The organism is Burkholderia sp. AU31624 (genome assembly GCF_020420065.1).
Taxonomy (GTDB): domain Bacteria; phylum Pseudomonadota; class Gammaproteobacteria; order Burkholderiales; family Burkholderiaceae; genus Burkholderia.
Map to the genome: position 1 here is coordinate 80152 of NZ_JAIZRT010000009.1, position 18888 is coordinate 99039.

The following is an 18888-nucleotide window of genomic DNA, read 5'->3' on the forward strand; positions in this document are numbered from 1 at the left end:
GTGCCCGCGTCATCTCTTCCCCTCCTCGCCCCTTCCCCCTCCTCGCCGCTTCCCCCCTCGCCGCTTTCACCAGACCGCGATCACCGCATCGGCCTTGATCGAACGGCTGACCGTCGTCATCAGGCCACGCCCGCCACGCCCATCCTCTCGAACAAAACCGAAAAACCAAAGCCCTCGCGACATCGGCACACGCCTTCACCCACCAACCTTTCAAATTTGATACGATTCAATTTCATTTTGAAAGGTTTCGGGATGCCGGACCGATGGTGTTGGCGCCCGGCGCGAACGCGGTTCGACCGACTGCGCACCCGGCGCAAGCGGTCGTCGTCAGTCTTCGAGCCACGCTCAACGAGGATGCTGTTCATGGAAAGCCACGTAGGACCAACGTGCCTGCGCGCCCAACTCAAGCGGGGGCTGCTCGAGATCAGAGTCGACGCCGCCGCGCTGCCTCCTGCGAACCTCTTCGGTTTCGCGGAGCGCCGGAATCCCAAGCGAGCCTTCCTCTTCGTATCCAAGGTCCTGGGCCGTCACATCCCGGTACGCCCGTCGATCATGGCGGCCAGCTTCGAGCGCCTGGCGGCCTGCATTCCGGCGGACCTGCCCGGGCCGGTACTGGTGATCGGCATGGCCGAAACCGCGGTGGGCCTCGGTGCCGGCGTGCACCGCGCCTATCGTGCGGGCCGCCCTGACAGCGTGTACCTCACCAGTACCCGGCATCCGCTGGGTACGCGCGTCTTTGCTCGATTCGAGGAAGAACACAGCCATGCGAGCGCTCATCTGATCCACTGGCCGGTCGATCCCGAGATGCGTGACCTGATGCTGAAGGCTCGATCGCTGATCCTGGTGGACGACGAAGCCTCCACCGGCAAGACCTTCCTGAACCTGCACCGCGCACTGGTCGCAGCAGGCCTGAGCAACGTCGAGCGAGTGGTCACCTGCGTCCTGACGGACTGGACTGCCGGTGCCGCGCGTCACGCGATCGGGGAACCGGCCACCGCGGTATCGCTGCTGACCGGCTCCTACCAGTTCCACGAGGATCAGTCCGCGCCGCTCCCGGATATGCCGAACGTCGGCACCGTTTCCATGGGCGAATGGCCGCTCTCGCCCCGCAATGACTGGGGACGTCTGGGCGTTCGGGAGGTGGACGACACGCTTGCGCCGGACGTCCAGGTCCGGCCCGGCGAGAAAGTCATTGTCGTCGGTACCGGCGAGTTCGTCTGGCGTCCTTTTCTGCTGGCGGAACGCCTGGAGCGATCTGGCGCGGATGTCCACTTCAGCTCGACCACGCGGTCCCCCATCGCTCTGGGCCATGCCATCGAGCACGCGCTGTCGTTCCCCGACAACTACGGCCTCGGTATTCCGAACTTCCTCTACAACGTGAAGCCCGGCCAGTTCGACCGGGTCCTGATCTGCACGGAAACGCCCGCTCAGGCACTCCCCGTGGAACTCGTCGATGCACTGAACGCAGAGGTGATTGTCGATGAGCGGTAACCGCCCCCTGGCATTCGTCGACCTCGACGACACCCTGTTCCAGACCGCCCGCAAGATGGCGGAAGGCGTCCCGCGCACGGCGGCCACGCTGGACGTGCACGGTCAGCCAAACGGCTTCATGGACCCGGTCCAGCACGCCTTCATCACGTGGCTGCTCGCCACCGCCGACGTCGTTCCGGTCACCGCGCGCAGCGTGGAGGCATACGGCCGCGTCATGCTTCCCTTCACCGAAGGCGCAATCTGCTCGCATGGGGGCGTCATGCTCCGCCCCGACGGATTACGCGATCGAAGCTGGCACGGGCAAATGGTCGAGGTTCTCCAGAGCGTTCAGGAGCGACTGCCGGCACTGTGCGAGGCCACGCTGGCGATCGGCGAGGAACTCGGCCACTCGCTCCGCGGCTGGGTCGTGGAAGAAGATGGCTTGCGCCACTACGTGGTGATCAAGCACAACGCGTCCGACGACGCGGTGCTCGCCGAGGTGCTGGCCGGCGTGCGGTCCCGGCGCATGGTGGACGGCATGCACGTTCACGCCAACGGCAACAACCTTGCCTTCCTGCCAACGGGGCTGGCCAAGCGTGCAGCCGTTCAGGAATGGTTGCGCCGCGACCGTGAGATTCACGGCGAGCGGCCGGTCCTGGGCTTCGGCGACAGCATCACCGATCTCGGGTACATGGATCTCTGCCACATGTGGGCGACACCCGCGCGCAGCCAGCTTGCGAATTGGGTGACGGGGACGATCCATGGGTAATCGCCTCGCGAGCCTGAACACCGTCGGCAGCGGCAGCTATGCCCCCGACGATGTGCACGTCCTTCTGCAACACGTGCGGATGAGCGTCACCGACGTCGAGGAGAAGGAGCGTCTGATCCAGACGAATCAAAAACACTACTCGGAAATGATCGGCCTCGAGCAGGCGCCCAGCGACGTGCACCAGCGCCTTTACGCCCGCGCGCTGGTGCAGAACGGCGCCCGCATGGCTTCGGAGGTGCAGTCCCTGGCGCTGGCGCTGAATGCCGCTTGCACCGGGCCGGGCATCGCGCTGGTCTCGTTTGTGCGCGCGGGCCTGCCGCTTGGCGTGCTGCTGCGCCGGGCACTCGTGGAGATGGGGCGCGACGCCCGCCACTACGGGATCAGCATCATTCGCGATCGCGGGATCGACACGGTTGCGCTGGAAGCCATCATCCGGCTGCATGGCGCCGAAAACATCGTCTTCGTCGACGGCTGGACCGGCAAAGGCGCTATTTCCGGCGAGCTCGCACGGACCCTCGCGGACGACACGCGCTTCCCTGAAGGTCCGCGCCTCGTGGTTCTGGCGGATCCTTGCGGCCGCGCGTGGCTGGCTGCCTCCGCGCAAGACTGGACCATTCCGTCCGGCATTCTCGGTGCAACCGTTTCCGGGCTGGTGTCCCGCTCCATCTGGCCGGCTCAAGGCGGCCTGCATGGTTGCGTGGTCTACGAACACCTGCGCGAACACGATGTCACGCGCGCGTTCATCGACAGGATCGACGCCGAACGTCGGGCGCTGGCAGCCGCCCGACTTGCCGCTCCATGGACCAACGACCAGCGACTGACGCTTCAGGCGTCCGCGGACGACGTGGTGTCCGCGCTGGCAACCCGCTTCGACATCGGCAACCTGAACCGCGTGAAACCGGGTATCGCCGAGGCAACCCGGGCGGTCCTGCGCCGTGTGCCGGATCGCGTGCTGGTACGTGACCGCGATGACTGCGACGTTCAGTTGCTGCTGCACCTCACCGAACGCGCGGGCGTGACCGTAGAGGAAGCTGGCGCCGATCTGGGGCCGTACTGCGCGGTCACCATCATTCGGAGCGCGAATTGATTAAAACCCTCTCTCCGTTCGCCCTCGGCGCGACGCTGTACATGCCGGCCACCCGCAGCGACATTCTGGATGTGGTTTCCGGCACCCGATTCCCTGAGCTGCGCTCGCTGGTGGTCTGTCTGGAAGACGCGGTGGCGGCAATCGACGTCGACAGCGCGCTGGCGAACCTGCGGGCGCTCCTCATGAATATCGATGCCCGGGGCGGGCGCGCCGAATCCGGTCCCTTGCTGTTCGTTCGGCCACGTGATGCCGCGATGGCGGCGGTGCTGAACGACTGGCCGCTGATGAAGCACGTCGACGGGTTCGTCGTGCCCAAGTTGACGCTGCAGTCCCTTTCGTCGTGGGAGAACACGGTCAGTCGTCCTGACTTGTACCTCATGCCTACACTGGAGACAGCCGACGTTTACGACCCGGGCGCAATGGTGGAGCTTGGCTCGGCCCTGAAGGCGAACCTGAACCGACGCATCATCGCGCTGCGCATCGGCGGCAACGACCTGATGGGTTGTCTTGGTCTGCGGCGCAATCCGGCCACCACGCTCTACAGCACGCCTCTCAGCTACGTGATTCCCATGCTTGCCGGAATCATGGGGGCGCAGGGATTTGCCCTGACCGCGCCCGTCTTCGAGCAACTCGCGACGCCCCATCTCCTGAACGAGGAACTGGAACTGGACATCGCTCATGGCCTGGTAGGGAAGACGGCCATTCATCCGAGCCAGATCCGCATCATCCAGGAGGCGCTGCGCGTGAGCCTCGAGGACTTCAACTGCGCCACGCTGATCGTCAACGATGCGGCGCCTGCCGTTTTCAAGCACAACGACGCGATGTGCGAGCCGGCAACCCACTACAAGTGGGCGGTCAACATCCTCGAACGCGCCAAGTGGCACGGGGTGAAGCCCACCGCCCCGAGTCATGGCGAGCATGGCGTCCGACTGGCGGAGGCCGGCTGATGCGCGCGGAAATGCATGAGGCTGCCGCACAAGACGAGTCATGGCGACGCTTTCCCCGTGTGGCGGCAATCCCGCTCGCCGTTTGGCCAAGCCGGGACTCGGCAACGTGACTCCGTCCGATCCCTCGCACGAACACTGAACATTGAAGATCAACAAGGAGCGTAAAGATGGCACTCACCCTGAGCAAGAATCAGAGCATCTCGCTGGAAAAAACCGCGGGCCGTGGCTTGACCTCGATTAGTCTGGGCCTGGGTTGGGACCCGGTAAAGCCCAGCGGCTTCTTCTCCAAGATGCTGGGCGGCGGCAGCAACGACATCGACCTCGATGCGTCCTGCATCCTGCTGGACGGCGACATGAAATCCGTCGACCTGGTCTGGTTCCGACAACTGGCATCCAGGGACGGCGCCATCGAGCACTCCGGCGACAACCTGACGGGTGAAGGCGATGGCGACGATGAAACCATCCACGTCGACCTGCAGCGCCTGCCGGGCACCATCCGGCATCTGGTGTTCACCGTGAACAGCTTCCGCGGTCAGACGTTCGACCAAGTCGAAAACGCCTACTGCCGCATCCTCGACGACGCCCAAGACAAGGAGCTGGCGCGTTTCAACTTGGCGGAGAAGGGCCGCCACACCGGTGTTGTCATGGCCAGCCTCAGCCGTGGCGGCGGCGGCTGGGAATTCAAGGCGATCGGCCAGTCCACCCACGGCCGCACCGCGGACGATCTCGTCAATCTGGCGATTCAGGCGGTGCGAGCATGACGACACTGGTACCTGGCGGCAATGCACCGGTGGCCACCGGTCAATTGCGCGTGGACATCAACTACGCGCCGATTCCAGGCGCGGAGATCGATATCTCCGCATTCGCGCTCACCGCTGCCGCGAAAGTCCGGGGCGATGGCGACATGTGCTTCTACGGCCAAACCAGTGTCCTGGGCGGCGCGGTTCAGTTGACCGCCACGACGGCCGGCCGGGCAACGTTCACCGTGGATCTCGCCCGGATCGACCCTGCCGTCGAGAAAGTCGCGCTCACCGCGACTATCCATGAGAACAAGGCGACCTTCGATCGCGTCTCGACGCTGGCGCTGGCCGTGACGGGAGGGATCGAGGCGCAGATCCCGACTACCGGGATGAAGGAGACTGCGCTGATCCTCGGGGAGTTTTACCGCCGTCAGGACGCATGGAAATTCCGCTGTGTCGCACAAGGCTTTGCCGGCGGCCTGGAGCCGCTGGCCAGGCACTTCGGCGTCGACGTTGCCGCACCTTCCGGTAGCCCGACCCAGAGCCCTCCCGCGCCGGCTCCGGCGCCCGTCCCGGCGCCCGCGCTCGCACCGGTACCGCCTGGCGCACCGACGTCCACGATCCGACTCGGCAAAGTCACGCTCGACAAATCACGCCCCAGCATCAGCCTGGAGAAGACCGCTGCCGGCTTCGGTGAAATCAAGGTGAACCTCAACTGGAACCAGGGTACGAGTGGCCTGCTCGGCGGCTTCCTGGGAAAACGCGGCGCCATCGACCTCGACCTGGGTTGCCTGTTCGAAATGCAGGACGGATTCAAAGGCGCCGTGCAGGCGCTCGGCAAGCGTTTCGGCGATCTGCGGGAGGAACCCTACATCCAGCTGATGGGAGATGACCGCACCGGCTCGGTGGCCGATGGCGAGTGGCTTCGCATCAATGGGCAACAGTGGAACAAGATCGAACGCATCCTGATTTTCGCGTTCATCTACGACGGCGCGCCGAACTGGAAGGCAACGGATGGTGTCGTCACCATTTTCGTGCCCGGCCAGTCCGACATCGAAGTTCGCATGAACGAGGAGGGCGGCCGCCACGGCATGTGCGCGATTGCCCTGCTTGAAAACGTGAACGGGGCCGTCAAGGTCTCTCGTCGAGTCGACTTCCATCCCGGACACGAGGAAATGGATCGTGCCTACGGCTGGGGGATGCGCTGGAAAGCAGGCTCCAAGTAACCATTGACCGGCGGGGCCGTCCGGCCCCGCTCACTGAGAGGAAACACATGCTCGACTGGCTGAAAACCAACGCGGCCAAAGCCCGCGAAACCTTGACCATCGAAGTCGCCAAATTCAAGAACCGGACGTTCATGGAGGCAACCGCCAACGCTTGCGCGCTGATCTCCGCCGCGGATGGCGAGATCAAATCCGAAGAGAAGCTGAAGATGGTCGGCTTCATCAACAATTCCCCGGAATTGAAGGTCTTCAACCTGAGCGACGTGATCGCGGTGTTCAACGACGCCTGCGGCAAGTTCGAATTCGATTTCCAGATCGGCCAGGCCGAGGCGCTGAAGGCGATCGGCAAGATCAAGGGCAAGGACGGCGAAGCACGCTTGCTGGTGCGCGTGGCCTGTGCCATTGGCGCATCCGACGGTCATTTCGACGACAAGGAAAAAGCAGCTTGCCGCCTGATTTGCCTCGAGCTCGGCTTGAACCCGGTTGACTTCGAACTGTAGGAAACCGAAACGTGGAAACGACACACATTGGCTTCCCGCCGTTGACCATGGCGGTATTCATCGGCCTGGCGCTGGCCGCCCTGGTGCTGGACATGGTGACCCACCGCGACGACAAGCCGATCACCCTCGCCCGGGCGTCCATCTGGTCGGTATTCTGGGTGGCCATCTCCGTTGCCTTTGCCGGCTTCCTGTACGTGCAGCACGGCGCGGAAGTGGCCAGCCTGTTCCTGACCGGTTATGCGCTGGAGAAGGTCCTCTCCGTCGACAACCTGTTCGTCTTCATGGCGATCTTCGCGTGGTTCAAGGTTCCGGACGGCATGCGTCACCGCATCCTGCACTGGGGCATCATCGGGGCCATCGTCTTCCGTGGGGTCTTTGTCGTCATCGGTACCGGCCTGCTGGCATTCGGCCCATGGGTCGAGATCGCCTTCGCGCTGATTGTGGCGTGGACCGCCGTCATGATGCTCAAGGGCGGTGACGACGATGACGAGGAGAAGGATTACTCGCAGCATCTTGCTTGCCGCTTCGCGAAAAAGCTCTTCCCCGTATGGCCCAGGCTGCACGGCCACAAATTTTTCGTGAGCCGCAAGCAGCTCGAGGCGGAAGCACGGACGGCCGAGCGGGACATGAGCCTGGCGGCCAAAGGCGGCCTGTTCGCTACGCCGCTGTTCCTCTGCCTGGTCGTGATCGAAGTGTCCGACGTCCTGTTCGCGTTCGACTCGGTCCCCGCGGTCATCGCAGTCAGCCGTGAACCGCTGATCGTCTACTCGGCGATGCTGTTCGCCATTCTTGGCCTTCGCACGCTGTATTTCGTGCTGGAAGCGCTGAAGCGCTACGTGGTGCATCTGGAAAAGGCCGTGGTCGTCTTGCTGTTCTTCATCGCGGCGAAGCTGGGCCTGAACGCGACCGACCACCTGTTCCACCACGGTATCAGCATCTCCCCGAACACCAGCCTGCTCATCGTCATGGCGGTCCTGGCAATCGGAATCCTGGCCAGCGTGATCTTCCCGAACAAGGAAGACGCGCAAGCCGAAAATCAGTAACCCGTCACAACTCAAAGGAGCTGTTTTCATGGCACTGACTCTTCAAAAAGGCGGCAACCTCTCCCTGTCCAAAGCCGACCCGAGCCTGACCCGAATCCTGGTCGGCCTCGGCTGGGACCCGCGCGCGACCGATGGCGCCGAGTTCGATCTGGACGCCAGCGCGTTCCTGCTGGGGGCCAACGGCAAAGTCCGCGGTGAAGCCGACTTCATCTTCTACAACCAGTTGCGCAGCCAGGACGGCTCCGTCGAGCATACCGGCGACAACCGTACCGGCGCGGGCGACGGCGATGACGAAGTCATCAAGGTCGACCTGAGCCGCGTTCCGGCCGACATCGACAAGATCGCCTTCACGGTCACCATCCACGACGCGGAAGCGCGCAAGCAGAACTTCGGCCAGGTCAGCAATTCGTTCATCCGCGTCGTGAACGAGACCTCCGGTGCCGAGGTGGTCCGCTACGACCTGGCGGAAGACGCCTCCACCGAAACCGCGATGATCTTCGCGGAGTTGTATCGCAGCAGCGGCGAATGGAAATTCCGCGCCGTTGGCCAAGGCTATGCCGGCGGCCTGCGTGCCCTGGCCAACGGCTACGGCATGAACTTCTGAACGGTCTCCTCACCTGAACAAGGAATCACACCATGGCTGTCAGTCTGTCCAAAGGCGGTAACGTCTCCCTGTCGAAAGAGGCCCCGGGCCTGAGCGAAATCGTCGTCGGCCTGGGCTGGGACCCGCGCGTCACCGACGGCACCGAGTTCGACCTCGACGCCTCGATCTTCGTCACCGGTGAAAACGGCAAAGTCCTGAACGACGCCAGCTTCATCTTCTACAACAACAAGAAGTCCGCCGACGGTTCCATCGAGCACCTGGGCGACAACCGTTCCGGCCAGGGCGACGGCGACGACGAGCAGGTCAACGTGAAGCTGACCGGTCTGGCGGCCGACGTGAAGAAGCTGGTCTTCGCCGTCACGATTCACGACGCAGAAGCCCGCAAGCAGTCGTTCGGTCAAGTGAGCAACGCCTATATCCGCGTCGTCAACAAGGCCGACAGCAAGGAAATCGCCCGCTACGACCTGTCCGAAGACGCATCGACCGAAACCGCCATGATCTTCGGCGAGCTGTATCGCCACAACGACGAGTTCAAGTTCAAGGCGATCGGACAAGGTTTCACGGGTGGCCTGAAGCCTCTGGCAGAAGCTCACGGGGTGAGCATCGGTTAATCCGAAAGGCTGGAAAATCTCCAGCCTGGCCGATCGCGCCGTTCAGTTCGTCACTGAACGGCGCGATCCACGCATGAGGCCGGTCGACATGCGTGAAGGCCAACGAGGCAAGCCACGCTCACCGGAACACGTTCACCGCATCCACCAGCCGCGTCGCCTGCTGCTTCAGGCTCTCCGACGCCGCCGTGCTCTGCTCGACCAGCGCCGCGTTCTGCTGCGTGATGTTGTCCAGGTGCACGACCGCCTGATCGACCTGCGCAACCCCCGTGCTCTGCTCCGCCGTCGATGAGCTGATCTCCGCGATCAGGTCCGACACGCGCTTCACCTGCGTGACGATGTCCTCCATCGTCTTGCCCGCGCCATCGACGATCCGCGCACCCGATTCGACGCGCTCGACGCTCGCGCCGATCAGCGTCTTGATCTCCTTCGCCGCGTTCGCGCTGCGCTGCGCGAGTGCCCGCACCTCGCCCGCAACCACCGCGAAACCACGCCCCTGATCGCCGGCCCGCGCCGCTTCCACCGCCGCGTTCAGCGCAAGGATGTTGGTCTGAAACGCGATGCCGTCGATCACGCCGATGATGTCCGAGATCTTGCGCGAGCTGGCCGTGATGTCGTTCATCGTCGCGACCACCTCGCTCACCGCCTGCCCGCCGCGCCCCGCCGCTTCGCTCGCGGACACCGACAACTGGTTCGCCTGCAGCGCCGTCTCCGCATTGCTCGACACGGTCGCCGTCATCTCGGCCATCGACGCCGCCGTCTGCTGCACGCTCGTCGACGCCTGCTCGGTGCGCGCGCTCAGGTCGTTGTTGCCCTGCGCGATCTCGTTGCTCGCACGCTGCACGTTCAGCACCTGCTCGCTGACGTCGTCGACGAGCCAGCGGAACATCAGCCCGAGCTGGTTGATCGTGCGCAGCGTCATGCCGATCTCGTCGACACGGTTCATCCGCACGCCGCTGCGGCTCTCGCCGGTCGCCACGCGCAGCGCCTCGTCGCGCAACTGCATGAGCGGGCGCGCAATCTGCGCATCGAGCCACAGCCCCGCGGCCGCCGCAGCGCCGGCCGTCACCGCCGCGAACGCGGCGAGCCCGCCGCCGGCCAGCCCGCACGCCCAGCCGCCGGCCACCACGACCGGTGCGAGCACGCACAGCGACGCATGGAGCCGCGCACGCACCGACATCGTCTGGAACAGCGACGTGAATCCGGCCACGCCCTTGCGGACGATCAGCCCCTTGTGAAAATGCCGGTTGCCAGCTTGCCCTTCGCGGAATTCCTTGTAGAGCGCCTCCGCGGCCGCGATCTCGTCGCGCGTCGCCTTCGTGCGCACCGACATGTAGCCCTTCGGCTCGCCGTTGCGCATCACCGGAATCGCATTCGCGCGCACCCAGTAGTGATCGCCGTTCTTGCGGCGGTTCTTCACGAGCGCGGTCCACGGCTCGCCGCCCTTGAGCGTCGCCCACATGTCGGCGAACGCCTCCTTCGGCATGTCCGGATGCCGCACGACGTTGTGCGGCTGGCCTTCGATCTCTTCGGGGGAAAATCCGCTGACCTGGATGAAGGCCGCGTTCGCGTAGGTGATGTAGCTGTTCGCGTCGGTGGTCGACATCAGCGTCGCGTCATCGGGAAAATCGAATTCGCGTTGCGTGACGGGCTGGTTGTTGCGCATGGTGTGGAGCTCCGGGTAACGGATCTTGCGTCCGCTTGTCGATTGATTCGAGACCCGCGCATTGCGGTCTGTCCGCATGCACGTTGGTCTTACCCCTGCGCTTTCGGCACATTCCACGAAAACATTATGGTGTATTCGGGTAAATATGCATTAGAAATACATTGTCTTGTTTTTACCGAACACATTGTTTATGGATGAAACTAAACGCCAAGACAGGCAACGGTTTGGCGGATATTCACCTGATGATTCAACGTAATTTTCTCGAATTGATTCAAAGCAAAATCGTGAAATCTTGAATACGAATATTTCTCGTTTGGGGCATTTTTAATGAATCGAAAAACCTGAACGCGCATTGCGCGCGTCACCGCGGATGGTTTGATTTGGCGCGCACATCACGTGCGCGCCCCGACGCTCACCGGAACACGTTCACCGCATCCACCAGCCGCGTCGCCTGCTGCTTCAGGCTCTCCGACGCCGCCGTGCTCTGCTCGACCAGCGCCGCGTTCTGCTGCGTGATGTTGTCCAGGTGCACGACCGCCTGGTCCACCTGCGACACGCCCGTGCTCTGCTCGACCGTCGACGAGCTGATCTCCGCGATCAGGTCCGACACGCGCTTCACCTGCGCGACGATGTCCTCCATCGTCTTGCCCGCCTCGTCCACGCGCCGCGCGCCCGATTCGACGCGCTCGACGCTCGCGCCGATCAGCGTCTTGATCTCCTTCGCCGCATTCGCGCTGCGCTGCGCGAGCGCCCGCACCTCACCGGCGACCACCGCGAAGCCGCGCCCCTGCTCGCCCGCGCGTGCCGCTTCCACGGCCGCGTTCAGCGCAAGGATGTTGGTCTGGAACGCGATGCCGTCGATCACGCCGATGATGTCGGCGATCTTGCGCGAGCTGGCCGTGATGTCGCTCATCGTCGTAACGACCTCGCCCACCGCCTGCCCGCCGCGCCCGGCCGCCTCGCTCGCCGACATCGCGAGCCGGTTCGCCTGCAGCGCGGTCTCCGCGTTGCTGTCGACGGTCGCCGTCATCTCGGCCATCGACGCGGCCGTCTCCTGTACGCTCGACGCCGCCTGCTCGGTGCGCGCGCTCAGGTCGTTGTTGCCCTGCGCGATCTCGTTGCTCGCGCGCTGCACGTTGTGCACCTGCTCGCTGACGTCGTCGACGAGCCAGCGGAACATCAGCCCGAGCTGGTTGATCGTGCGCAGCGTCATGCCGATCTCGTCGACACGGTTCATCCGCACGCCGCGCCGGCTTTCGCCGGTCGCGACGTTCAGCGCCTGGTCGTGCAGCCGCTTCAGCGGACGCACGATCTGCGCATCGAGCCACAGGCCGGCCGCCGCCGCCACGCCAACCGTCACGCCGGCAAACGCCGCGAGCCCGCCGCCCGCCAGCCCGCATGCCCAGCCCGCGCCAACGACCGCCGGCGCGAGCACGCACAGCGCCGAGTGCACGCGCGCGCGCACCGACATCGTCTGCGACAGCGATGCGATGCGCAGCAGCCCCGTACGGATCACCAGCCCCTTGTGGAACCGGCGTTGGCCGGCCTTGCCTTCGCGGAACGCGCGATACAGCGCGTCGGCGGCCTCGGACTCGTCGTGCGGCGCCTTCGTCCGCACCGACATGTAGCCTTGCGGCTCGCCGTTGCGCATCACCGGAATCGCGTTCGCACGCACCCAGTAGTGATCGCCGTTCTTGCGGCGGTTCTTCACCAGCGCGGTCCAGGGCTCGCCGCGCCTGAGCGTCGCCCACATATCGGCGAACGCTTCGCGCGGCATGTCCGGGTGGCGCACCGCGTTGTGCGGCTGGCCGACGAGTTCCTCGTTCGTGAAGCCGCTCACCTGCGCGAACGTCGTGTTGGCGTAGGTGATGATGCTGTCTGCGTCGGTCGTCGACATCAGCGTGACGTCGTCGGGAAAATCGAATTCCTGTTGGGTAACGGGCTGGTTATTGCGCATGCAAGGCTCCGAAAAGCGGATCTGACGTCCGCGTCGCGCTGACTTCACGCTCAGTAGCCGAAAAACGGTTTATCGCTTTACGACGGTCTTCATCTTACTGTCGGCATATTGGGGAAAAACCTTACCCTTTGATCGCATAAAATATTCAATTCGGCGGACGCCATGATTTCGATCAAATAATCCGGCAATATTCGCTGCGCGTGTTCATCCGCATGTCACGCCGCACCGCCCAGCCAGGCCGCACGGCACGCCAACGCCGTCGGCCGTTGCACTCGGCGAAACGATTCCGTCTATCCTGTCCCATTCAATCGGTATTCGAATTCGATGAAAAAGGCATTGCACGAACTGAATCGGCTGTCCTGGAATACGGCGACAGTCGCGCATAACAGTCATAAAGGCGATCAGGCCGCATTTTTCCGCGCGGGCGGCTCGACGCTCTTCCCGGAAGAACGCGAACTGCTCGGCGACGTCAGCGGGGTGCGGCTCCTGCATCTGCAGTGCAACGCGGGGCAGGACACGCTGAGCCTCGTGCGCGACGGCGCGGACGCGACGGGCGTCGACATCTCCGACGAAGCGATCGCCTTCGCACGGCAACTGTCGGCCGACGCGGGCCTGCCCGCACGCTTCGAGCGCGCCGACGTGCTCGACTGGATGCCCGAGGCCGCGGCGCGCGGCGAGCGCTTCGAGCGCGTGTTCACGTCGTACGGCGCGATCTGCTGGCTGTCCGACCTGAACGCGTGGGCCCGCGGGATCGCCGCGCTGCTCGCGCCCGGCGGCCGTTTCGCGATGGTCGAGTTCCATCCGTTCGCGCTGTATTTCGACGAACACTGGAAGCCGCACTACGACTATTTCAAAGGCGATGCGACCGAGGAGCCGGCAGGTGTCGGCGATTACGTTGCCGCGTCCGGCACCGGGCTCGGCGCGCAGCACGACCATCCGGGCGTCGTCGATTTCGCGAACCCGCATCCGAGCTACGAGTTCATGTGGGGCATCGGCGATGTCGTGAACGCGCTCGTATCGGCCGGGCTCGCGATCGACCGCCTGACCGAATATCCGTACGCGAACGGCTGGAAGGGTTTCGACGACATGCGCGAGCTGGACGGCCGCCGGATGGTGCCGCCCGATCACATGCCGCGCCTGCCGCTGATGTATGCGATCGCCGCGCATCGGGAGGCCGCATGACGCGCCGCACCGCTGCCGAACGCGACGCACTGTCCACCCGCCTGCTCACGCGCGACGACGTGCCGCTCGTGTGGACCATCGACCGGCGCGAGATCATCGAGCACCTGTACGTGCTGCGCGACGGCACGCTGCATCTCGTTCCCGACTTTTATGACGTCGCGGGCTGGCCCGACGGCGAAGCCGACCACTACACGCCGATCCTGCTCGACTGCCACGATCGCGGCGGCTGGTGCGTCGGCATGTTCGACGGCGCGCGGCTCGTCGCGGCGGTCTTCGTCGACAGCCAGCCGCTCGGCCCGCACGGCGACATGCTGCAGTTGAAGTTCCTGCACGTGAGCCACGACTGGCGCGGCTGCGGGCTCGGCGAGCAGCTTTACCGCGCGGCCCGCGAGCAGGCGCGCGCGATGGGCGCTGCGCGCCTGTATGTGTCCGCGACGCCGTCGCAAAACACGATCGACTTCTACCTGCGGCTCGGCTTCACGGTCAGCACATCGCCCGACCCGGCGCTGTACGCGCTCGAGCCGGAAGACATTCACCTGGAAGGACCGACGGCCTGACGCACCGGCGCGCGGTTGAAGCGTGGAATTTCCCGCTTTGCCACGGCCGCTATCGGCTATCGCCGCATCACGGAGAGTGAAATTGCAAAACGAAGCGCAGCCGCAAGCCATGCCGAAGATCCTCGTCAGCCTGTGCGTGATCGGTCATCCGGTCCGTTACAACGGCTCGGCCAAGACCGCCGCGCATGAGGCGCTCGAACGGTGGCAGCGCGAAGGGCGTCTCGTCCCCGTCTGCCCCGAACTGGCCGGCGGCTTCAGCGTGCCGCGCCCGCCCGCCGAAATCGCCGGCGGCGAATCGGGGCAGCGGGTGCTGGCTGGCGCCGCGCGCATCGTCGACGTGAACGGCACCGACGTGACGGCGCCGTTCGTGTCCGGCGCGCACACCGCGCTGGCCCTCGCGCGCACGCACGATTGCCGCTTCGCGATCCTGGCCGACGGCAGTCCGTCGTGCGGCAGCACGTTCATCTATGACGGAAGTTTCGAGAACCGGCGGCACGCGGGCGCCGGTGTCACGGCGGCGTTGCTGCGCGAGCACGGCATCGAAGTGTTCGCTGACACCGAGATCGACGCGCTCGATGCGCGCCTCAAGCAGTTGTCGCAGGCCGGTTAACGACGATGCGCGGCACGAGAACCCTCGTGCCGCGCATCGATTCGGATAGCGCGAAGCGGCGCGTGCGCTGCCGCTTCGCCGTGTGACGCAGGTCAGACGCGCTCGATCGCGATCGCGATGCCCTGGCCGACGCCGATGCACATCGTGCACAGCGCAAAGCGGCCGTTCGTGCGATGCAGCTGATACATCGCGGTCGTCACGAGACGCGCGCCCGACGCGCCGAGCGGATGGCCCAGTGCGATCGCGCCGCCGTTCGGGTTCACGCGCGGATCGTCGTCGGCCACGCCGAGCATGCGCAGCACCGCAAGACCTTGCGACGCGAACGCCTCGTTCAGCTCGATCACGTCGAACTGGTCGATCGTCATCCCGAGCCGGGCGAGCAGCTTCTGCGTGGCCGGCGCGGGGCCGATGCCCATCACGCGCGGCGCGACGCCGGCCGTCGCGATACCCAGCACACGAGCGCGCGGCGTCAGGCCGAAGCGCTTCGCGGTTTCCTCGTTCGCGAGCAGCAGCGCGGCGGCGCCGTCATTGACGCCCGACGCATTGCCGGCCGTCACCGAGCCGTCCGGGCGCACGACGCCCTTCAGCTTCGCCAGCGTTTCGAGCGACGTCTCGCGCGGATGCTCGTCGCGCGACACGACCAGCGGATCGCCCTTCTTCTGCGCAATCGTGACCGCGACGATTTCCTCGGCCAACGTGCCGTCCTGCTGCGCCCGCGCGGCCTTCTGCTGGCTGCGCAGCGCGAACAGGTCCTGGTCGGCGCGGCTGATGTTGTAGTCGACCGCGACGTTTTCGGCCGTCTCGGGCATCGAATCGACGCCGTGCAGCTGTTTCATCAGCGGATTGACGAAGCGCCAGCCGATCGTCGTATCGTAGATGTCGGCCTGGCGCGCGAACGCGCTCGCGGCCTTGCCCATCACGAACGGCGCGCGCGTCATGCTCTCGACGCCGCCCGCGACCATCAGCGCGGCCTCGCCGGACTTGATCGCACGCGCGGCCACGCCGACCGCATCCATCCCGGAACCGCACAGGCGGTTTATCGTCGAACCCGGCACGCCCTGCGGCAGCCCTGCGAGCAGCGCCGACATGCGCGCGACGTTGCGGTTGTCCTCGCCGGCCTGGTTCGCGCAGCCGTAGATCACGTCGTCGATCGCCGTCCAGTCGACGTCGCGGTTGCGCTCGACGAGCGCCTTGAGCGGCACCGCGCCCAGATCGTCGGCGCGCACGCCGGACAGTGCACCGCCGTAACGCCCGATCGGCGTACGGATCGCATCACACAGAAAAGCTTCGGTCATCAGTGTCTCCGGTCCCAGGACAGGCTGGGGGAATGAACAGGGCGCGCCCCTTGCATTGCCCGTCGGGATGCGCTTAAATGTTCTATATACGAACATAAGATCGTGTATCGAACGTTCACCGCATCATAGGGAGTGCGGGGACGACCTGTCAAGCGCGCGGTCCGCCGCGCGGTTGGCGTGTCAGGCCCCATGCGCTATCTTCTCGGCTGCACGATATTCCAGGCGCTCATGACAACCGAAGACACTCAGACGAAACCCGGCGACTCCTATGTCCAGTCGTTCGCGCGCGGCCTCGCGGTGATCCGCGCATTCGACGCGGCCCGTCCCGAGCAGACGCTCACCGAGGTTGCCTCGGCCACCGGGCTCACGCGCGCGGGCGCGCGCCGGATCCTGCTCACGCTGCAGACGCTCGGCTACGTCGAGGCCGACGGCCGGCTGTTCCGGCTCACGCCGAAGATCCTCGAGCTCGGCTTCGCGTACCTCACGTCGATGCCGTTCTGGAATCTCGCCGATCCCGTGATGGAGCAGCTGTCCGCGCAGATCCACGAAAGCTGCTCGGCGGCCGTGCTCGACCGCACCGAGATCGTCTACGTGCTGCGCGTGCCGACCCGCAAGATCATGACGATCAATCTGTCGATCGGCAGCCGGCTGCCCGCGTACTGCACGTCGATGGGCCGCGTGCTGCTGTCCGCGCTCGATGACGCCGAGCTCGACGAGACGCTCGCGCAAAGCGGCATCCGCGCGCATACGCCGCGCACGATCACCGATCTCGGCGAACTGAAGGCGGCGATCGCGCAGGTGCGCCAGCAGGGCTGGGCGGTGGTCGACCAGGAACTCGAAGTGGGCCTGATGTCGTTGTCCGCGCCGATCCGCAACCGGCGCGGGCAGATCATCGCGGCGATGAACATCAGCGGCAACGCGCAGCGGCATACCGCGAAGCAGATGGTGAAGGAGTTTCTCGGGCCGCTGCAGCAGGCCGCGCAGACGGTGTCGGAACTGGTGGCGCGGCGGGGGTGAGTACAAGCCGCCACGCACGGCGACGATGAAGCCGTTGCCGCCCTGCTGGTTCTTCGACATGGGCGGAGCGGCAACGCTGTGGGTATCGTCGTCAACACTGCGCCGGCAGAGATGGCGCTCCGATGCAGACCGAGACACTCCCGCCAAGCCGACGCGGCCGCCCGTATCGGCGTGCTCCGCTATCTTCGGAGCGGCTTGACGCGAGACTCCAGCATGCGCCGCGTGTTCTCCAACTCTCGTTGCAACAACTCCGCATCCGGTAGCACGGTTCGATAGTTTGCTGCCATGACCTTGGTGGGCAAACCCTCTAGCGCATACCGCGCAAGTGCGTGCCCCTTGTCGGCGCAAAGGATCAGACCCACCGGCGGGTTCTCGTCAGGAAGCGTCCAGTGCGCCTTGGCGTAGTTGCAATACAGATGCATCTGGCCCACGTCCGCGTGGGTCAGGCTGCCGAGCTTCAAGTCGACGATGACGAGACAGCGCAGCCGACGATGGAAGAACAGCAAGTCCACCCGATACCAGGTCTGGTCGATACGCAACCGGCGCTGACGCCCGACAAAAGCAAACTCCTCGCCGAGCTCGATCAGAAGATCTTCCAGCCGCTCGATCAGCGCAGCTTCGAGGTCCGACTCCGAGTACTCGTCCTTGAGGTCCAGAAACTCCAGCACATAAGGGTCCTTGATCGCGTCGTCGGGAGTAACGGCGTCCGCCGGCTTGCGTACCGCGCCCTTGACCAGCATCGCAGCCTTGTCCCGGGACAGCGCCGTGCGTTCGTAGAACTGGCTGCCGATCTGCCTGTCGAGCTGGCGCACGCTCCATCCACCACGCAGGGCTTCGGCCTCGTAGAACCGACGGGCCTGGTCGTCCTTGACCGACAGCAGCCGCACATAGGCCGACCACGGCAGCGTGAAGCACTGCGCCAGTTCGTCGAGCCGCCTCGGGTGTACCGGTGCCGGGGAAGATTCGCCAGACACTGTCTGGCGAATTGGCCAGGTCACGAAGAACGACCGCATTTGCTGCAAGTTCTGGCGACTGAACCCGCGACCGAACCGCCCGGTGAGATCGTTCGCGAGGCGCTCGATCAACTGCTCGCCATATCCTGCGCGCCGCCTTCCCTGCTGCTCAGCCTCGACGATACGGCGACCAATTTCCCAATAACTCGCCGTCATCAACGCATTGACCTTGCGGGCCGCCGCATGGCGTGCGGCCTCGAGCAATTCGACGATGCCACTATGGATGCCGGCATAGCCGGCCGGCACGACAGATCTTTTCGCGGTTGTCATAGAAAGCGTCCTGTTGCCCATGCGATCCCCTCCGCGGAACACGGAGATGACCGCGCAACACAATTTAGTGACGGGGCAAGACTCGGTCTATCTGACACGAACGAAAATACGCTGCACCTGTACGCGAAGCAGATGGTGAAGGAGTTTCTCGGGCCGCTGCAGCAGGCCGCGCAGACGGTGTCGGAGCTGGTGGCGCGGCGGGGGTAAACAACGGGCCGGCATGACGTGCGGCTTCCCGAATGACCGGGGCAACGACGCATCCGGCTCGAATTGTCGTATCAGCAATACGACAACTCGAGCAAAAAAACGGGCAGCCCAGGGCTGCCCGTA

19 protein-coding genes and 1 pseudogene are annotated in these 18888 nt (G+C 64.9%); 15 read left to right on the forward strand and 5 right to left on the reverse strand.

What is annotated here, in order from left to right:
* Positions 1–119: 119 nt before the first annotated feature.
* Positions 120–365, reverse strand: coding sequence for a hypothetical protein (locus tag LGM89_RS29175; RefSeq protein WP_226274756.1), 246 nt, complete (start codon positions 363–365; stop codon positions 120–122).
* Here LGM89_RS29175 and LGM89_RS29180 point away from each other — a divergent pair.
* The 10 genes from LGM89_RS29180 (at position 364) to LGM89_RS29225 (ending at position 8994) form a co-directional block, all read left to right on the forward strand.
* A complete protein-coding gene (locus LGM89_RS29180) occupies positions 364–1491 on the forward strand; it encodes a phosphoribosyltransferase domain-containing protein (protein WP_226274757.1) in 1128 nt (375 codons plus the stop codon). The genes LGM89_RS29175 and LGM89_RS29180 overlap by 2 nt on opposite strands.
* Positions 1481–2239 (forward strand): trehalose phosphatase, encoded by a 759-nt coding sequence (locus LGM89_RS29185; RefSeq protein ID WP_089496118.1) that lies wholly within the window; start codon positions 1481–1483, stop codon positions 2237–2239. Before LGM89_RS29180 ends, LGM89_RS29185 begins: the two co-directional genes overlap by 11 nt.
* On the forward strand, positions 2232–3326 hold the full coding sequence (locus LGM89_RS29190; protein WP_226274758.1) for a cysteine protease StiP domain-containing protein: 1095 nt from the start codon (positions 2232–2234) through the stop codon (positions 3324–3326). Before LGM89_RS29185 ends, LGM89_RS29190 begins: the two co-directional genes overlap by 8 nt.
* On the forward strand, positions 3323–4273 hold the full coding sequence (locus tag LGM89_RS29195) for an HpcH/HpaI aldolase/citrate lyase family protein (protein ID WP_226274759.1): 951 nt from the start codon (positions 3323–3325) through the stop codon (positions 4271–4273). Before LGM89_RS29190 ends, LGM89_RS29195 begins: the two co-directional genes overlap by 4 nt.
* Positions 4274–4440: 167 nt before the next feature.
* Positions 4441–5034 carry a TerD family protein gene (locus LGM89_RS29200; protein ID WP_226274760.1) on the forward strand — a complete coding sequence of 198 codons (594 nt, stop codon included), beginning with the start codon at positions 4441–4443 and terminating at the stop codon, positions 5032–5034.
* Positions 5031–6239 carry a TerD family protein gene (locus LGM89_RS29205; protein WP_226274761.1) on the forward strand — a complete coding sequence of 403 codons (1209 nt, stop codon included), beginning with the start codon at positions 5031–5033 and terminating at the stop codon, positions 6237–6239. The genes LGM89_RS29200 and LGM89_RS29205 overlap by 4 nt, the downstream gene beginning before the upstream one ends.
* Before the next feature lie 47 nt (positions 6240–6286).
* Positions 6287–6736 carry a tellurite resistance TerB family protein gene (locus tag LGM89_RS29210; protein ID WP_089428973.1) on the forward strand — a complete coding sequence of 150 codons (450 nt, stop codon included), beginning with the start codon at positions 6287–6289 and terminating at the stop codon, positions 6734–6736.
* 11 nt (positions 6737–6747) lie between these two features.
* On the forward strand, positions 6748–7779 hold the full coding sequence (locus tag LGM89_RS29215; RefSeq protein ID WP_089475760.1) for a TerC/Alx family metal homeostasis membrane protein: 1032 nt from the start codon (positions 6748–6750) through the stop codon (positions 7777–7779).
* Between the two features lie 28 nt (positions 7780–7807).
* Positions 7808–8383, forward strand: coding sequence for a TerD family protein (locus tag LGM89_RS29220; protein ID WP_089428971.1), 576 nt, complete (start codon positions 7808–7810; stop codon positions 8381–8383).
* 32 nt (positions 8384–8415) lie between these two features.
* The gene (locus LGM89_RS29225; RefSeq protein ID WP_089496113.1) at positions 8416–8994 is read left to right on the forward strand and encodes a TerD family protein; all 579 of its coding nucleotides are present in this window, start codon (positions 8416–8418) and stop codon (positions 8992–8994) included.
* A gap of 118 nt (positions 8995–9112) precedes the next feature.
* Here LGM89_RS29225 and LGM89_RS29230 read toward each other — a convergent pair whose 3' ends face one another.
* Together LGM89_RS29230 and LGM89_RS29235 are read right to left on the reverse strand one after the other, a co-directional pair.
* On the reverse strand, positions 9113–10657 hold the full coding sequence (locus LGM89_RS29230; protein WP_226274762.1) for a PAS domain-containing methyl-accepting chemotaxis protein: 1545 nt from the start codon (positions 10655–10657) through the stop codon (positions 9113–9115).
* 412 nt (positions 10658–11069) lie between these two features.
* A complete protein-coding gene (locus LGM89_RS29235) occupies positions 11070–12614 on the reverse strand; it encodes a PAS domain-containing methyl-accepting chemotaxis protein (protein WP_089433395.1) in 1545 nt (514 codons plus the stop codon).
* A 324-nt stretch (positions 12615–12938) separates the two neighbouring features.
* On the opposite strand from LGM89_RS29235, the gene LGM89_RS29240 reads away from it, so the two are divergent.
* The 3 genes from LGM89_RS29240 to LGM89_RS29250 all read left to right on the forward strand — a co-directional run bounded on the left by LGM89_RS29240 (position 12939) and on the right by LGM89_RS29250 (position 14963).
* Positions 12939–13796, forward strand: coding sequence for a class I SAM-dependent methyltransferase (locus tag LGM89_RS29240; protein WP_226274763.1), 858 nt, complete (start codon positions 12939–12941; stop codon positions 13794–13796).
* On the forward strand, positions 13793–14353 hold the full coding sequence (locus LGM89_RS29245) for a GNAT family N-acetyltransferase (RefSeq protein WP_226274764.1): 561 nt from the start codon (positions 13793–13795) through the stop codon (positions 14351–14353). Before LGM89_RS29240 ends, LGM89_RS29245 begins: the two co-directional genes overlap by 4 nt.
* A 109-nt stretch (positions 14354–14462) precedes the next feature.
* A complete protein-coding gene (locus LGM89_RS29250; RefSeq protein WP_413227488.1) occupies positions 14463–14963 on the forward strand; it encodes a DUF523 domain-containing protein in 501 nt (166 codons plus the stop codon).
* A 92-nt stretch (positions 14964–15055) separates the two neighbouring features.
* Here LGM89_RS29250 and pcaF read toward each other — a convergent pair whose 3' ends face one another.
* Positions 15056–16258, reverse strand: coding sequence for a 3-oxoadipyl-CoA thiolase (gene pcaF / locus LGM89_RS29255; protein ID WP_071331902.1), 1203 nt, complete (start codon positions 16256–16258; stop codon positions 15056–15058).
* A 228-nt stretch (positions 16259–16486) separates the two neighbouring features.
* Here pcaF and LGM89_RS29260 point away from each other — a divergent pair, with 228 nt between their 5' ends.
* Positions 16487–17275, forward strand: coding sequence for an IclR family transcriptional regulator (locus LGM89_RS29260; protein ID WP_039367952.1), 789 nt, complete (start codon positions 16487–16489; stop codon positions 17273–17275).
* A gap of 179 nt (positions 17276–17454) precedes the next feature.
* Here the strand turns inward: LGM89_RS29260 and LGM89_RS29265 are convergent, their stop codons facing one another.
* The gene (locus tag LGM89_RS29265; protein WP_226274766.1) at positions 17455–18579 is read right to left on the reverse strand and encodes a PDDEXK nuclease domain-containing protein; all 1125 of its coding nucleotides are present in this window, start codon (positions 18577–18579) and stop codon (positions 17455–17457) included.
* A 102-nt stretch (positions 18580–18681) separates the two neighbouring features.
* Here LGM89_RS29265 and LGM89_RS29270 point away from each other — a divergent pair.
* A pseudogene (locus LGM89_RS29270) lies at positions 18682–18765 on the forward strand (IclR family transcriptional regulator); the annotation flags it as partial.
* Positions 18766–18888: the final 123 nt, after the last annotated feature.

Coding starts and splice junctions, on each gene's coding strand:
- LGM89_RS29180 (WP_226274757.1), top strand. CDS start 364: ATGGAAAGCCACGTAGGACCAACGTGCCTGCGCGCCCAACTCAAGCGG.
- LGM89_RS29175 (WP_226274756.1), bottom strand. CDS start 365: ATGAACAGCATCCTCGTTGAGCGTGGCTCGAAGACTGACGACGACCGC.
- LGM89_RS29185 (WP_089496118.1), top strand. CDS start 1,481: ATGAGCGGTAACCGCCCCCTGGCATTCGTCGACCTCGACGACACCCTG.
- LGM89_RS29190 (WP_226274758.1), top strand. CDS start 2,232: ATGGGTAATCGCCTCGCGAGCCTGAACACCGTCGGCAGCGGCAGCTAT.
- LGM89_RS29200 (WP_226274760.1), top strand. CDS start 4,441: ATGGCACTCACCCTGAGCAAGAATCAGAGCATCTCGCTGGAAAAAACC.
- LGM89_RS29205 (WP_226274761.1), top strand. CDS start 5,031: ATGACGACACTGGTACCTGGCGGCAATGCACCGGTGGCCACCGGTCAA.
- LGM89_RS29210 (WP_089428973.1), top strand. CDS start 6,287: ATGCTCGACTGGCTGAAAACCAACGCGGCCAAAGCCCGCGAAACCTTG.
- LGM89_RS29220 (WP_089428971.1), top strand. CDS start 7,808: ATGGCACTGACTCTTCAAAAAGGCGGCAACCTCTCCCTGTCCAAAGCC.
- LGM89_RS29225 (WP_089496113.1), top strand. CDS start 8,416: ATGGCTGTCAGTCTGTCCAAAGGCGGTAACGTCTCCCTGTCGAAAGAG.
- LGM89_RS29230 (WP_226274762.1), bottom strand. CDS start 10,657: ATGCGCAACAACCAGCCCGTCACGCAACGCGAATTCGATTTTCCCGAT.
- LGM89_RS29235 (WP_089433395.1), bottom strand. CDS start 12,614: ATGCGCAATAACCAGCCCGTTACCCAACAGGAATTCGATTTTCCCGAC.
- LGM89_RS29240 (WP_226274763.1), top strand. CDS start 12,939: ATGAAAAAGGCATTGCACGAACTGAATCGGCTGTCCTGGAATACGGCG.
- LGM89_RS29245 (WP_226274764.1), top strand. CDS start 13,793: ATGACGCGCCGCACCGCTGCCGAACGCGACGCACTGTCCACCCGCCTG.
- LGM89_RS29250 (WP_413227488.1), top strand. CDS start 14,463: ATGCCGAAGATCCTCGTCAGCCTGTGCGTGATCGGTCATCCGGTCCGT.
- pcaF (WP_071331902.1), bottom strand. CDS start 16,258: ATGACCGAAGCTTTTCTGTGTGATGCGATCCGTACGCCGATCGGGCGT.
- LGM89_RS29260 (WP_039367952.1), top strand. CDS start 16,487: ATGACAACCGAAGACACTCAGACGAAACCCGGCGACTCCTATGTCCAG.
- LGM89_RS29265 (WP_226274766.1), bottom strand. CDS start 18,579: ATGGGCAACAGGACGCTTTCTATGACAACCGCGAAAAGATCTGTCGTG.